The sequence below is a fragment of the Candidatus Zymogenus saltonus genome, assembly GCA_016929395.1.
Lineage (GTDB): Bacteria > Desulfobacterota > Zymogenia > Zymogenales > Zymogenaceae > Zymogenus > Zymogenus saltonus.
In genome coordinates this window covers 21,940-35,855 of sequence record JAFGIX010000032.1, presented here as the reverse complement: position 1 = coordinate 35,855, position 13,916 = coordinate 21,940, and the positions used below count along the sequence as shown (strand labels likewise).

15 protein-coding genes are annotated in these 13,916 nt (G+C 51.0%); 3 read left to right on the top strand and 12 right to left on the bottom strand.

The window, feature by feature from the left end; all coding sequences use genetic code 11:
* Window positions 1-379: 379 nt before the first annotated feature.
* The 9 genes from JW984_06785 to JW984_06745 all read right to left on the bottom strand — a co-directional run bounded on the left by JW984_06785 (window position 380) and on the right by JW984_06745 (window position 8,143).
* The gene (locus JW984_06785) at window positions 380-997 is read right to left on the bottom strand and encodes a 4-vinyl reductase (GenBank protein MBN1572889.1); all 618 of its coding nucleotides are present in this window, start codon (window positions 995-997) and stop codon (window positions 380-382) included.
* Between the two features lie 66 nt (window positions 998-1,063).
* Complete coding sequence (locus tag JW984_06780) at window positions 1,064-1,684, bottom strand: hypothetical protein (GenBank protein MBN1572888.1); 621 nt, start codon at window positions 1,682-1,684, stop codon at window positions 1,064-1,066.
* Between the two features lie 85 nt (window positions 1,685-1,769).
* Window positions 1,770-2,390, bottom strand: a complete 621-nt coding sequence (locus JW984_06775; GenBank protein ID MBN1572887.1) for a 4-vinyl reductase — start codon at window positions 2,388-2,390, stop codon at window positions 1,770-1,772.
* A 266-nt stretch (window positions 2,391-2,656) separates the two neighbouring features.
* Entirely contained in the window at window positions 2,657-3,301 is a 645-nt protein-coding gene (locus tag JW984_06770) for an APC family permease (protein MBN1572886.1), read from the bottom strand.
* Complete coding sequence (locus tag JW984_06765) at window positions 3,302-4,093, bottom strand: APC family permease (GenBank protein ID MBN1572885.1); 792 nt, start codon at window positions 4,091-4,093, stop codon at window positions 3,302-3,304.
* A 44-nt stretch (window positions 4,094-4,137) separates the two neighbouring features.
* Window positions 4,138-5,424 (bottom strand): aspartate aminotransferase family protein, encoded by a 1,287-nt coding sequence (locus JW984_06760; protein MBN1572884.1) that lies wholly within the window; start codon window positions 5,422-5,424, stop codon window positions 4,138-4,140.
* 144 nt (window positions 5,425-5,568) lie between these two features.
* Window positions 5,569-5,928: an SCP2 sterol-binding domain-containing protein gene (locus JW984_06755; protein MBN1572883.1), complete on the bottom strand. Its 360-nt coding sequence runs from the start codon at window positions 5,926-5,928 to the stop codon at window positions 5,569-5,571.
* A 97-nt stretch (window positions 5,929-6,025) separates the two neighbouring features.
* Window positions 6,026-7,306, bottom strand: coding sequence for an aspartate aminotransferase family protein (locus tag JW984_06750; GenBank protein MBN1572882.1), 1,281 nt, complete (start codon window positions 7,304-7,306; stop codon window positions 6,026-6,028).
* A 219-nt stretch (window positions 7,307-7,525) separates the two neighbouring features.
* On the bottom strand, window positions 7,526-8,143 hold the full coding sequence (locus JW984_06745; protein ID MBN1572881.1) for a threonylcarbamoyl-AMP synthase: 618 nt from the start codon (window positions 8,141-8,143) through the stop codon (window positions 7,526-7,528).
* Window positions 8,144-8,321: 178 nt separating this feature from the next.
* Here JW984_06745 and JW984_06740 point away from each other — a divergent pair, with 178 nt between their 5' ends.
* Window positions 8,322-8,939 (top strand): response regulator, encoded by a 618-nt coding sequence (locus tag JW984_06740; protein MBN1572880.1) that lies wholly within the window; start codon window positions 8,322-8,324, stop codon window positions 8,937-8,939.
* Between the two features lie 995 nt (window positions 8,940-9,934).
* Here JW984_06740 and JW984_06735 read toward each other — a convergent pair.
* The 3 genes from JW984_06735 to nikR form a co-directional block, all read right to left on the bottom strand.
* Window positions 9,935-10,216, bottom strand: coding sequence for a PDGLE domain-containing protein (locus tag JW984_06735; protein ID MBN1572879.1), 282 nt, complete (start codon window positions 10,214-10,216; stop codon window positions 9,935-9,937).
* A 19-nt stretch (window positions 10,217-10,235) separates the two neighbouring features.
* Window positions 10,236-10,910, bottom strand: coding sequence for an energy-coupling factor ABC transporter permease (locus JW984_06730; GenBank protein ID MBN1572878.1), 675 nt, complete (start codon window positions 10,908-10,910; stop codon window positions 10,236-10,238).
* Window positions 10,911-11,124: 214 nt separating this feature from the next.
* Window positions 11,125-11,556 (bottom strand): nickel-responsive transcriptional regulator NikR, encoded by a 432-nt coding sequence (nikR, locus tag JW984_06725; protein MBN1572877.1) that lies wholly within the window; start codon window positions 11,554-11,556, stop codon window positions 11,125-11,127.
* A gap of 180 nt (window positions 11,557-11,736) precedes the next feature.
* On the opposite strand from nikR, the gene JW984_06720 reads away from it, so the two are divergent.
* Window positions 11,737-12,699, top strand: coding sequence for an ABC transporter ATP-binding protein (locus JW984_06720; GenBank protein MBN1572876.1), 963 nt, complete (start codon window positions 11,737-11,739; stop codon window positions 12,697-12,699).
* A gap of 32 nt (window positions 12,700-12,731) precedes the next feature.
* The gene (locus JW984_06715; protein MBN1572875.1) at window positions 12,732-13,703 is read left to right on the top strand and encodes a dipeptide ABC transporter ATP-binding protein; all 972 of its coding nucleotides are present in this window, start codon (window positions 12,732-12,734) and stop codon (window positions 13,701-13,703) included.
* Window positions 13,704-13,916: the final 213 nt, after the last annotated feature.

Genomic DNA, 13,916 nt, shown 5'->3' with positions numbered 1-13,916 from the left:
CCTATTATCAAATTGTTTTGAATACATTGCATGAAAAAATTTCTATATATTCCTGCCCTTATCAAGGGCTGGACAGCTGAAAACCCCGGCGGATACAAAACAAGTCTAAAATTTTAACTTCAACCCGAGACGGGAGACATCGCCCTCACCCCCCACACCCTCTCAGGCCCCGGCACAATATCGTCACCGACCATGAAACCGAATTCCAATTAAATCTTCCAACCCCCCTCACGGCAAACGATATGGTCTCCTTAACAAAGAACAGCCCCCCCCTGCCCCTAAAACCTGTCTCATCCCTATATTTTTTATATGATTCCCCCCAATTCCCCCTATTCCCCGCACCTTAAAATGAGGTCGGCTGACGACCTCCTACGATCAATCAATCCTCTTTAGGATCGAGCGATACAACTACCTTACAGATATCGTCCCCCTTGCCCCTGCACAAAACCTCCTTTACTTCGTGCTCGTCTCCTGTGGCCCATTTTGCGGTCTCCGCATTAAACCCCAATTCACCAAAACATATCGGACCCTCTGATTTAATTCCCTTGCACCAAAAGCAATCGAAAAACTCACTTACGAAGCCTTCTTCACTGACATAAAATCTCTGGTTTTCTCCAAATAGTTTATTGGCCTGTTTAGATCCGGTGGAGAAGACTTTTTCAAGTCGCTTCCTTTTGGGCATCGCCTTCAGTCCTAAACCCACGAGGTTAAACATGGCAGGGTTCTCTTTAAGAATAACCTGAAACCCCCTGCGTCCGGCGTTGTAGAGGAGAGGCCTTGCCCCCTTCTCACCGAAAATAAATATGACCCCTTTGATTAATTGAGTAAACTCACTTCCCAATACTCCGAGTTTATCGTTATTCGGGGGAAATTTCTCTCTGTATTTATTGAGTTTAGAACTTTGGAGCAGCGCGTTATAACCATTACCTCCCAGAATATCTTTTAATGTAAGAAGCGTAACATACATCAAGGAGTTTGGGATGTAATCTTTAAGCATAATTTGCCTCATATCGCTGAAAAGGGGAATTCAATTAATATGCTTCTATTCTCCCTTCGGCTAATTTCAATCCTCTTTCGGATCGAGCGAGATAACGAATTTGCACATATCGTCTCCCTTGGCCCTGCACAATACCTCCCTTACCTCGTGATTGTCCCCCCCCGAGGCCCACTTGGCCGCCTCGACGTCCCACCCGACCTCCGCAAAACAGATCGGGCCCTCCGTCTTGAGACCCCTGCACCAGAAGCAATCGTATATCTCGAAGACGAAGCCCTCATCGCTCATATAGTACTTCTGGTTCTCACCGAATATCTTATTCGTCTCCTTGGAAGCAATGGTAAAGAGCTTGTCAATACGTTTCTTTTTAGATAGAATCTTCAATCCCAATCCGACCAGGCCGAAGAGGTTGGGATTCTCCTCCAATATGATGTTAAAGCTCCTCCGCCCGAGATTGAAGAGCAGCGGCCTCGCCCCCCTTTCGCCGAAAATATCAAGAATGCCCATAAAGAGTTGTGAGAAATCCGAAAGGGGCACTTCGAGCTTTTCATCGTTCGGCGGAAGTGCTTCAATATACTTTGAGATCTTAGAGTGATTGAGCAGGGCCTTAAAACCATTCTCTCCAAGAATATCTTTTATAGTCAAAAGCGCTATATACATCAGCGAGTTTGGGATGTAGTCTTTTAACACGATTTACCTCATATCACTAAAGGGTGTTTTAATCAATATACTTCTATTCCCCCTTCATATTATTTCAATTCTCTCTTTCACTTGATCAATCCTCTTTTGGATTAAGCGATATAACGATTTTACAGATATCATCCCCCTTGGCCCGGCACATCACCTCCTTCACCTCGTGCTCATCCCCTCCCGTGGCCCACTTAATCGCCTCGACGTTCCATCCGATCTCGGCAAAACAGATCGGCCCCTCGGTCTTGAGACCTTTGCACCAGAAGCAGTCATAGATCTCGAATTCAAAAGCCTCGTCAGTTATAGTGTATCTCTGGTTTTCGCCAAAGATCTTGTTCGTCTCGCCCGACGCGACCGAGAAGAACTTTTCCAGGCGCTTCTTCTTAGAAAGGAGCTTCAATCCCAATCCCACCAGACCGAAGAGGTTGGGATTCTCCTCCAGTATAACGTGAAAACTCCTCTTCCCGAGATTATAGAGAAGCGGTCTGGCCCCTTTTTCTCCGAAGATGTCAAGGATGCTTACGAACAGCTTGGAGAAATCGGAAAGGGGCACCTCAAGCTTGTCGTTGTTCGGCGGTATCTGTTCTATGTATTTTGGAATATTGGCATGATTAAGCACTGCCTTAATACCGTTTTCCCCCATGATTTCCTTCATGGTCAGAATTGAGATGTACATCATTGAGTTTGGAATATTCTCTTTAAGCATAACAAGTCCTCCTTTTTCCCGATAAGGATCAGATAGAAAAGTAAAGGTATTAATATCTTACCACACTCAGATGCATCTATAACATCAACCGTATTTCGATTCAATCTGTTTCAATTCAACCCAATTCAACCATATTCCGGCAATATTGCAATATTAAACAAAATACGGTCGCAAACAAAATATGCAAAAAAAATACGGTTAGATGATCTCATACAATAGAACAGTTCCTGCTCTAGAATTTTTCTATGTATTATATTACACTTTTTCTATGGCCTCCTCCTTCTTCTCGGCACCCTTGCATCCGCAATTTTCTGATACTTCGCCCTGAGCTTCGGCCAGATCAAGAAGGCATACAACGAATTGAAGACTATAAGGGAAATAATGAAATAGAGGGCGATCCTCTGTTCCAGTAAATCATCGGCGTTGCTAACCGGGCCGAAGAGGATAAAATAGCCCACTATCCCGTAGATGACAATCACGATTATCGGAAAGACTATCCCCCCCTTGATCTTAAAGCTCCTTTCCCTTTCGGGGTCCTTAAACCTGAGACGTATAACAGAGACCGCCATGATAACGTACATCATGCACTCCACCGCCACGATTGTGAAGATCATCGAAAGGACAAAGTGGGTGGCGAATGTATATGTGATAATAAGCGCCCCGTAGATCATTACCACAACCATTGCAACCCAGGGTGTGGCGTATCTTGGGTGGAGCTTTGCGAACAGCCTGGGGAGGGACCAGTCCCTGGCCATGGCATAGACAAACCTTGAGAAGGTCAGGAGTCCGGCGTTCAGGGATGTCAGTGATGCCAAAATCGACATACCTATCATGAAATAGAGACCAAATTTACCCAAAAGCTTCATCCCATACAGGACGTGAGGAATCGGAAGCCCATCTGCACTGATCACCTATAAGAGCACCGGAATGTCGGCCGGCAGGAAGTCCGGCCTTAACGCCCATACCATTCCCTCGTTTCCGAGAACCGAGGTCATGGCAGTCGAAAAGAGGGCGTAGACTATCGCCAAGATTCCGAGTCCTATCATCATCCCCTTTGGCACCAGCTTTACGTCGGTTACCTCCTCCGATATCGTGACGACCCACTCGAATGCGATGTATGAGCTTATACCTATCGCCACCGCCTGAATGAAGCCGTCCAGGCTCCCAATTGCGATCGGATTTGGTATGTGAAAATCTATCCTGTAAAAACCGTAGACGGAAATCAGGATCAGGCCCGCGAACATCGTGTAGGCGATGATGTCCTGGGTCATTCCGGCAATCCTGATTCCCCTGTAATTCAGGAAAAATAGTATTGCCATAAAGGCTATCGCCCAGATTACCGGGGGGATTATCGTAATTCCCACAGACAGCACCTGAGAGAGTATAAAGACTTCGGCGCCCACGATGGCGATCTGTCCCATGACGTAGACGCCTGCTATTATAATTGCGATACGCTCGTTGAAGGCCTTTTCAACGTAGAGCTTTAATCCCGCCGCAGTGGGGTACATGGAATTGAGCTCACAGAAACATGAACCCGCAAGTACCGCCATGGTTCCCGACGTGAGGATCGCTATCCATGCTGAATTGCCGGTTAGGTAACTTGCGAGCTCGATGAAAGATATGTACGTTACGGTGGCAAGCGCCATTCCCGCTCCGGTTGAAACCACGGTTCTCAGGCCAACGGCCCTCTTCAAAACAGCCATATAAATTCCCCCTTTGATATTTTGAGATTAACCTTTATCTTCTTCTAACTGTTTTTCGCCTCCTGCTTCGCTATCTCCGCAAGGGACTTGTCGAAGGCGTCAAGCACAAAATCGACCTCCTCCTCCTTTATCACGAGGGTCGGCATGATCCTGATTATCCTCGGGTTGTTGAAGGTGTAGATGGAGATTACACCGTTGTGCCTGAGCTGGTAAGACATCCTCGGCCCGATGCTGTCTTCCGGAAACTCTATCCCCAGCATCAGCCCCTTGCCCCGAACGTCCAGTATCAGGTCGGGGTATTTATCCTTTAGTGTGGCGAGACCCTTTAAGAACCTCTTTCCCATCTTCTCGGCGTGGGCCGGCAGGTCGTTCTTCTCGAGGTATTCGATGGCGGCCAGCGACACGAGGCACGCAAGCGAGGTCCCACCGAAGGAGTTGATGATGATAAAGGGGTGGGTCATCAGAAAGTCGCTTATCTCCTCGGTGAAGATGGCGGCCGATATAGGATATAGCCCGCCGGAGAGCGCCTTTGCCATGACCATGATGTCGGGGGTGACACCGCTGTGCTCCGCGCAGAACATCTTCCCGGTGCGCCCGAAGGCGGTCTGAACCTCGTCGAAGATGAGGAGCATATCGTTCTTGTCGCAGAGCTCTCTCAATCCCCTTAAATATTCATCATCGGCGGGGATTATCCCCCCCTCCCCCTGTATAGGCTCAAGCATTACGGCCGCGGTCTCCTCGGTGATCGCCTCCTCCACCGCCTTGAGGTCGTTGTACTGGACGTGGACGTAGCCGGGAGTCAGCGGCGCGAAGGGCTTCTTGTAGACGTCCCGGCCGGTGGCCGGAAGGGCAAATCCGGTGACCCCGTGGTATCCGTTATTCATGCAGATTATCTCCGGCTTGTCGGTATGGCCCCGGGCGAGCTTTATGGCCACCTCGATCGCCTCACCCCCGCCGCAGCAGAAGAGGGAGTATTTGAGGTTGCCTGGGGTGATCTCCGCGAGCTTTTTTGCCAACAAACCCCTCTCCCTCACAATGCTTATCCACCCCCCCATGTCGTAGGTGTCGAGCGCCTTTTTTAAAGCCTCCACCACCTCCGGGTTGTGCCTCCCCACGTTGAATATACCGGCTCCCGTGACGCAGTCTATATATTTCTCGCCCGATATATCCCAGACCGAGGCGCCCTCGCGCTTGCCTTCGATGATATCGAGGCTCGCGTTCTTGAGCATCCTCATCGCAAAGGGATTTACGTACTCCCGATAGTTCTCCTCCGTCTCCTTTCTTATCTTCTCTACGTCCTTTTCGCCCAATATTTCGTCGATTATAGACATCTTTTAACCTCCGCCCTTTATCTGTTCCAGTAGAACATTACAAACCAGGAATTCCATACCTGCTGCCACCCCTATTGTCTCACACCGCACTTACCATCCCCCTTACCCTTTACCTCCCCAAACCCCCCCGTCTTGAGAACCGCCCTAAACGTCGGGCCATATGACGGCCGTGATGGCATCGATCCTCATGACATCCTCTTGGGTCCCCTTGACCTTTATCTCACCCTTGAGGTACTTCTGGGTGGGATTGATGTCGCCCCAGAACATATCGCACATCGTCTCGCTGTCCGCCTCGACGATTATATCGGGCGTCCCCTCGGTGCCTGCTGCGGTCTTGACTATCTCCCCCTCGATGACATCCATGGAGAAGGTGTCTTTGGTATCGACGGCCACATAGTGGAGCTTTTTCGTCCAGTCGCGCTGCATCCTCCTGAGACGCTTGTTGTTGTTGCACTGCTCGGTAAAGTCCTGCAGGGCCTCCATGATTTCATCCGATGTTGCCATAATATCTCCTTTAAAAAACTCTTAAATTTCTTTTCTATCCATAAGGGTTGTTTCCTTTAAATACCGCTCTTTGAAAAATAGACTCGCGTCCAAAATATCAATACTCCTCGATCCCCCCCTGCTTCATGATTTCCGCCATCGATTTGTCCAAGGCCTCGACGACGAAGTCGACCTCCTCCGGCTGAATCGTGAGCGTCGGCATGAGCCTCATCACCGAAGGCTCGTTTCCGGTGTAGATCGCCATCACGCCGTTTAAGGCCAGCTGGTAACTCATCCTGGGGCCGATGCTGTCATTTGTGTACTGGAGCCCCATCATGAGGCCCATTCTCCTGACCTCCTTGAAGAGCTCCGGGTATTTCTTCAGGAGCTCGTCGAATCCCTTCTGGAAGCGCTCCCCCATCTTCGCGGCGTGCTCCGGGATATTGTTCTTGATCAGAAAATCGATTACGGCAAGACCAACGATGCACCCCAAGTCGGAGCCGCCGAAGGTTGAGAGATGGGTGAAAGGATGCGTTACAACGAAGTCGTTGAGCTCCTCCCTATATATCGTGGCCGAGATCGGATAGAGGGCCCCGCCGAGAGATTTCGCCACGGTCATGATGTCCGGGACGACGCCGGAGTGCTCGCAGCAGAACATCTTCCCGGTTCTCCCGAAGCCGGTCTGTATCTCGTCGAAGATGAGGAGGGTTTCCGTGTCATCGCAGAGCTTTCTCAATCCCCTCATATACTCGTCCGTAGCGGGGTGGATACCCCCCTCCCCCTGCACCGGCTCTATCATCACGGCCGCGGTGTCCTCGGTTATCGCCTCCTCCACCGCCTTGAGGTCGTTGTACTTGACCTGGGAAAACCCGGGGACCATCGGGAAGAAGGGCTTCTTGTACTCGTCCCTCCCTATGGCCGCCAGGGAAAAACCGGTGTGGCCGTGGTAGGCCTTGACCGTCGAGATGATCTCGGTCTTCATCGAAAATCCCCTGGCGAGCTTTATGGCGAAGTCGTTGGCCTCTCCGCCGCCGCAGCCGTACATGGTGTACTGGAGGTCTCCGGGAGTTATCTCGGCGAGCCTCTTGGCCAGGTCGGCCTTCGGCTTGCTGCAGAGGAGAAAAACGCCCAGATCGTATTCGTCGAGCCCCTTTCTCAAGGCGTCCAGAACCTCCGGGTTTCTCCTCCCCACGTTGAACGACCCGGCGGACGTTATGCAGTCGATGTACTTTTCGCCGGTGATGTCCCAGACCGACGCCCCCTCCCGCTTACCCTCGATTACCGAGAGGCCGGCGTTCTTGAGCACCCGCGCCTTCTGGGGATTGACGTACTTCGCAAAATCGGAGAGCGTCTGCTGCTTCAGCGCCTCGATCTCGCCCTTGCTCATCTCTTTACCCATATAAGACCTCCTGAAATATACTACCTTAACAGACCGTATTCAAAGACGGCCTTATAATAAATACAAAAAAACGATGTCGCTGCGTTGATGAAGCTTCTAACCTTCCGCCGCCGAAGAACCGCAAGTCCACGCCTCATCAGGGGCTTTCAAAAGCGGAGCGAACCAATCATTCCGGCCGTTCAAAATTTACAGATTGGCCCTCTCAATCAAAGAGGCCCGTTAATCCTCCATTAAAAACGAAGAATCCCCCTTCCCCTCCCTTATAAGGAGCGGCTCAATGCCCGTAAGATCGATTATGGTGGAGTGATGGGGGACTATCCTGCCGCCGTCGATAACAATATCGACCTGACCCTTGAAGCGCTCGGCAATATCCTCGGCGTCGTTGAAGAGCTCGTTTTCCAGATTTCTCACGCTCGTGGTAATGATGGGACGTCCGAGCTCCTCGGTCAGTGCCCTGCAAATATTATTGTCCGGGACCCTGATCCCAACGTGCTTTCTCTTGTTGAGCAGCAATTTGGGAACCGTCCTTGAAGGCTCCAGTATAAACGTGTACGGCCCCGGGACGAGGTTGTTTAAAATCCTGAAGTTCTGGTTTCCCACCTGAGCGTATTCGCTGATCTCCTTGATCCCAGAGCACAAAAAGCTCATCGGCTTGTTGGGGTCCTTTCCCTTTATCTTGTACAGCCGCTCCAACGCCCCTTTGTTGTAAATATCGCATCCGAGACCGTAGATAGTGTCGGTGGGATAGGCGATAACGGCGCCGTCCTCCAAGCTCTCGACGACGAGCTTGATCAAACGCTTTTGAGGATTATCGGGATTGATTTTAAATATCTGCATGGACCTCCTTCCATATCATGATGATTTATCACAAACAATTTGAAGTGTCAATCAGAGATATGGGAATGGTGAAAATTTTTCTTTTTTAAAAAAACCACAGTTATTCAACAAACTAATCTTCTTGACACAGCAGGGATTTCAAATATAATAGTAATAACAGACAATAAGGTGACGGTAAATGAGTCTCGTAGAGACAGCATGTCCAAATTGCAATAAAAAGATCTATCTCGATCTCGAGGAGATTATTTCCGAGAGCAGCACCCGGCCCATAAAGTGCTCCCAGTGCGGAAAGGAGTTTATCTTCGGGTTCGACTCGGACGTCACACCGATTTCGGACGATGCGGAGAATGCGGCCAAAAAGAAGACAAAGTTTGTAAAGAAGGTCGTTGTAAAGAAGGTAAGGAAGCAAAAGCCCAAGGTTCAGAAGAAAGTCCTTGTCATCGAGGATTCACGCCTTACGCGGGAGCAGATCTGCGACCTCTTTGAAGAAGAGATCGCAGAGGTCGTCAAGGTCGATAGGGCCGAACATGGCTTCAAATCGATCAAGGAGAAAAAACCGGACCTCTTGATAGTCGATCTCGTGCTTCCGGAGATGTCGGGGATTGATTTTATCACGGCGGTACTGAAACATATCGAGCCCAAAAAGATCGTTATCTTCACGGCCGCAATGGGGATGCACTCGGATATTTTCGAGAGCGGAATGGAGGGAATTACGCTCGTCCAAAAGGGCGGGGCGGATTCCTACGAAGAGTTGAAGGAAAAAGGATTTGAGATCCTCGGTATAGATATGAAGTAAGGGGTCGGCGGATTGCTCCTTTGTAAGGGCATCGAGTTTTTTAAGACGGGGGGTCGGCGGATTTATCCCTTATAATTGCATCGATTTTTCACGGAATGGAAGGGAGTAGGGAAAAGTCTTTGATTCGGGACTCAAACGGGGGGTCGGCCAATATCTGGGGGGGCTGGGTGAAGCGAATGATGATGGGGGCAACGGTGGGATGGTAAAAGCGTAAACGGTTGAGGCGAATCACAAAGGTTGCGAGAGGTGGGGCGGACAATATCGTGGTCAAGGGGCGGGGCGGATGACAATGGGGACAAGGTGTGGATCGTACAATATCGGGGGAAAAGGGTAGAATTGATAATGTTGGGGGCCAAGGGCGGGGCGGGTGATGACGGGGGGGATTGGTGGAATTGATAATGATATAGGCAAAGGGTCGGGCTGAGTGACGCAGAGGGCAAAGGGCGGGCTTGCCAATAACGGGGTAATGGGTGGAAGGGATGATAATCTGTATGCCTTGTTCCGTTTATTGACATAGAAATTTAGAAATTAATACAGATGAACAGGTCTTTTTCCTCCGAGTTCCTACCATCGACAATCTCGAATATTTGCGCGATCAAAGGATCAAATCAAGTCCGGTAGTCAATAAAAAAAGTGGCCAGATTATCTCCCTGCCGAACAACCGCCAGTATTGCAGGAAGATAACCGTGACCACCAAAAAGATTTACTTGAAAACCAAGGCCCCTCAACTACGAGGATGGATTAATTTAGATTTTTAATTCCTCCCCTTTTTTTTTATCTGCGTTGCCCATTGACTTGACTCAGACAGTTTCACCGTTGACAATTCCATCCCCGCCTCACCGTACCCGCCGTTTGTTGTTCCGCTATCCGACGCACTGCCGTTCGACATCCGACTGCCTGACATTCAACAATTTGCCGTCCCCCCATCCACCGTCCCGCCTTCCGCCATCCCGCCGTCTTCTATTCAACTGCAGCCGTCGTCAGCCCTGTTTACGTTACACTTCCTTTTTCTTTTTCAACAGGGCCGCCAACCCGAAGCCGAGGCCGAACATTACGACCGTGCCGACGAGTCCCGCCAGCATTCCCGATACCACCGAGTCGCCGAAAAGGGTATAGTCGGGCATCGGCGAGCTATTCCAAACCGCTCCTTCGCCCAGGTCGATAAATCCGAGTAACTCGGCCACCTTTTCGAGGCCGTCAGGGTGACCCGAGGCCATGGGTGACAGCAGAAATGCCAAAACGATCGCAATGATGAATAGAACTACAATGACGGTCATTTTCTTTTTATCAGCCATTTTAAGCCACCCCCTTTACCATATCTTCTATCTTCAGGTCATCCGACACCGCGTAGACAAGGTCCGGCCTGGCCGCGAGGACATAGGTGAGAACCGAGGCCGTAATCAGACCTTCCCCGACGCCAATAATCGCGTGGAACCCCACCATCGACGGGAAAACGAGCTTAAACGGTATAGTCCCGGAAACCGCCAGCTCCAGAGAGCAGACGGCCGAGGCCAGGAGGACCGAGAACCAGGCCACGAGAAACGTGATAACAAAAAGCGATCCCTTATTCTTCGGAAGCATTTTCACGGCCGCGATATAGACGTAGTAGCTAATCACACCACCGATCAGCCCCATATTGAGGACGTTCGCCCCCAGAGCGGTGATTCCGCCGTCGGCGAACAAGAGTGCCTGAACGAGCAGAACCAGGGTCATTATCCAAAATCCCATCGACGGGCCTAAAAGGACACAGGCCAAAAGGGCCCCCAGGAAATGTCCGCTGGTACCGAATCCTATCGGGAAATTGAGCATCTGCGCGGCGAAGATGAAAGCCGCGGTAACCCCGGCCAAGGGGATCAACCTCTCGCTGAATTTCTTCTTCGCGTTTCTAACGGCGATCGCCCCCGTAACGGCGGAAACGCCGTAGGATGCTGCAGCCACCCCCGTTGATAAAAATCCATCTGGAATGTGCATCAGTTACCTCCATTTTTAATTTACAAGTTATATTGACATCGATCGGATACGAAAACCTTACCCGCTGTAAACTTGGGAAGAATCAACTCGATATCAACGACCTCCCCTTTTTGTCTATCCCCCCCATCCCTTACATTCCCAATTCCAACCTTCCCCCCCCCTCCCCACTAATTGACGACACCCCCCTCCCCCCAAACAAATTGCCTGCCACCCCCTACTTTAGCCCCTTCCCGGTTGTGGTGAAAATCATCTTCCCGTGCCTCACCCCCCTGGTGCTGATGATCTTGTCCCCTAACTGTTTTATACTCTCCACGGAACCCTTCAGAACCAATATCTCGAGGCAGTTGTCGTGATCGATATGGATATGAAGCGTCGAGTAGACGACTCCGTGACTTTTGTGCTGGATGTCGGTGAGGTTTTTTGTCAGATCGGCTTGATGGTGATCATAGACTATCGTGAGGACCGCCATCCTCCCCTCATTATAGCCTTCATCCGAAGCTTCCCATTCCTTCTCAACAAGCTTTTCCCTGATCAGGTCCCTGATCGCCTCAGAGCGGTTCTGATACCCCTTTTCATTTATATACTTGTCAAAATCACTGAGGAGGCCCCTTTCAAGGGAAACGCCGAACCTTACTAAATCGCTCATGGTATCTCACTATTGTTATATTGTCTTGCCAAATGATGCTACTTTCTACCAATAGTAGTAGCACTTTTGTGATATTCGTAGCACTCCAATTCTACTTTTTTTGCATTTTATGTCAAGAAAAAAATATTGTTGTACCGCTTTTTTTTTTGTTATAAAGTAATCTCAACACGGACGAAATATATGAGTGAAATACTAAAAGTTGAAAATTTGAAGACCCATTTCTTTACGGACCGGGGCACGATAAGGGCCGTGGACGGCGTCGATTTATCCGTAAAGAAGAGGGAGACGCTGGGGCTTGTCGGTGAGAGCGGCTCGGGAAAGAGCATGACGGCGCTCTCCATTATGCGCCTTGTTCCCCCTCCGGGCAAGACCGTATCCGGCTCGATTCGCTTTAAGGGGAGCGATCTACTCAACATTGAAGATAGGGAGATGCGAAAGATCAGGGGGGACGAGATATCTATGATCTTCCAGGAGCCGATGACCTCACTGAACCCGGTCTACACGATAGGCGAGCAGATAGCGGAGGTGTTTCGATATCACCGGGATATGTCGAGGGACGAGATTGAAGAGAGGAGCATTGAGATGTTGAGACAGGTGGAGATCCCCTCGCCGGAGAGCCGTTACAGAGACTATCCCCATCAGCTCTCCGGCGGGATGCGCCAGAGGGTGATGATAGCCATGGCGCTGGCGCTTTCGCCCGACCTTATGATAGCGGACGAGCCGACCACCGCCCTCGATGTAACGATCCAGGCCTCCATCCTCGATCTCATCAACAAAATAAAGGAGGAGATGGAGATGTCCGTGATCCTGATAACCCACGATCTCGGCGTCGTCCACGAGGTTGCCGACCGCATATCGGTGATGTACGCAGGGGCCATTGTAGAGGAATCGAGCGTCGCGGACCTGTTCAAGAATCCCCTTCACCCATATACAAGGGCCTTGTTGAAATCCCTGCCATCCAGAAACGTGGGGGGGAAAAAACTCTTTACCATTCCCGGGAGCGTCCCTAAGCTGTCCGACCTCCCCGTCGGATGCAGGTTCAGCCCCCGGTGCCGGGACGTCATGGATATATGCTTGAAAGAAGAGCCGGAGATGAAGGGGGAATACCCTTCGCCGAGGGTCAGATGCTGGCTGTATTGTTGAGGTGTTATACCGAAAGATGGAAAAGCCGAAAGATGGAAAAGCTGATAGAGCTTAAATCAATAAAGAAGTACTACCCTGTCACCCAGGGCTTCTTGAAAAAGAAAGACCTTTCCGTCAAGGCGGTCGACGGCGTTACGCTTTCGATCTTCAGAGGGGAGACGCTGGGACTCGTAGGGGAGAGCGGCTGCGGGAAGAGCACCCTGGGGAGGGTGCTCCTGAGGCTGGAGAGGCCCTCCTCCGGGAGCGTCCTCTACGAGGGGAGGGACATGGCCGAGCTGTCGGCCAGGGAGCTCAAGGAGATGAGGCTCAAGCTTCAGATCATCTTTCAGGACCCCTATTCCTCGCTGAACCCGAGAAAGAGCGTGGCCTCCATTATCGGGGAGGGGATGCTGATTCACAACCTGGCCACGAGGGCGGATGTGAACGAGAGGGTGACCGAATACCTCGAGCTCGTGGGGCTCTCGGAGGAACACCTGGGGCGTTATCCCCACGAGTTCTCCGGCGGCCAGCGCCAGAGGATAGGGATAGCGAGGGCCCTCGCCCTGGGGCCGGAGCTTATCGTCACCGACGAACCGGTCTCGTCCCTCGATGTCTCCATCCAATCCCAGATACTGAACCTGATGAGCGATCTAAAGGAGAACTTCAACCTCACGTATCTGTTCATCTCCCACGATCTTTCCGTGGTCAAATACATCAGCGACAGGGTCTGCGTCATGTATCTCGGCAAGATAGTGGAGATGTCGGAAAAAAACGCCATGTACGAAAAACCCCTTCACCCCTACACGGCGGCCCTGTTCTCGGCCGTTCCCACGATCGAGGTCGACGAGGCGGGCAAAAAGAAGAAGAGGATAATTTTGTCGGGGGATATCCCAAGCCCTGTCTTTCCCCCTCACGGGTGCCGCTTTCACACCCGCTGCCCTGAGGTAAAGGATCTGTGCAGGAATGAAGAACCCCCCCTCGAAGACAAGGGGGGGGGAAGGCTCTGCGCCTGCCATTTCCGTTAATGGGGGGCTTGCCATTTTCTATAAGAGGGGGGACCGCCATTTTCTATAAGAGGGGGGACTCCGTCAATGTCCCCCTCGGTAAATCAGGGAGACGCCCTGCACCCGCCTACCCCAGCAAATATCCCGATTAGATTTTCTATCCGATCTATCCGGTCTCTCCAGGTCTGTCCTGCCGTCGACTATTGAAGATGGGGCGGCTCAAGAGGCTCTTCC

Excerpts from the sequence above, each read along its gene's own strand:
- nikR (MBN1572877.1), bottom strand. The coding sequence starts at position 11,556 with ATGAGCGATTTAGTAAGGTTCGGCGTTTCCCTTGAAAGGGGCCTCCTC.
- JW984_06730 (MBN1572878.1), bottom strand. The coding sequence starts at position 10,910 with ATGCACATTCCAGATGGATTTTTATCAACGGGGGTGGCTGCAGCATCC.
- JW984_06775 (MBN1572887.1), bottom strand. The coding sequence starts at position 2,390 with ATGCTTAAAGAGAATATTCCAAACTCAATGATGTACATCTCAATTCTG.
- JW984_06735 (MBN1572879.1), bottom strand. The coding sequence starts at position 10,216 with ATGACCGTCATTGTAGTTCTATTCATCATTGCGATCGTTTTGGCATTT.
- JW984_06760 (MBN1572884.1), bottom strand. The coding sequence starts at position 5,424 with ATGTCTATAATCGACGAAATATTGGGCGAAAAGGACGTAGAGAAGATA.
- JW984_06745 (MBN1572881.1), bottom strand. The coding sequence starts at position 8,143 with ATGCAGATATTTAAAATCAATCCCGATAATCCTCAAAAGCGTTTGATC.
- JW984_06785 (MBN1572889.1), bottom strand. The coding sequence starts at position 997 with ATGCTTAAAGATTACATCCCAAACTCCTTGATGTATGTTACGCTTCTT.
- JW984_06750 (MBN1572882.1), bottom strand. The coding sequence starts at position 7,306 with ATGGGTAAAGAGATGAGCAAGGGCGAGATCGAGGCGCTGAAGCAGCAG.
- JW984_06740 (MBN1572880.1), top strand. The coding sequence starts at position 8,322 with ATGAGTCTCGTAGAGACAGCATGTCCAAATTGCAATAAAAAGATCTAT.
- JW984_06715 (MBN1572875.1), top strand. The coding sequence starts at position 12,732 with ATGGAAAAGCTGATAGAGCTTAAATCAATAAAGAAGTACTACCCTGTC.
- JW984_06765 (MBN1572885.1), bottom strand. The coding sequence starts at position 4,093 with ATGGCTGTTTTGAAGAGGGCCGTTGGCCTGAGAACCGTGGTTTCAACC.
- JW984_06720 (MBN1572876.1), top strand. The coding sequence starts at position 11,737 with ATGAGTGAAATACTAAAAGTTGAAAATTTGAAGACCCATTTCTTTACG.
- JW984_06755 (MBN1572883.1), bottom strand. The coding sequence starts at position 5,928 with ATGGCAACATCGGATGAAATCATGGAGGCCCTGCAGGACTTTACCGAG.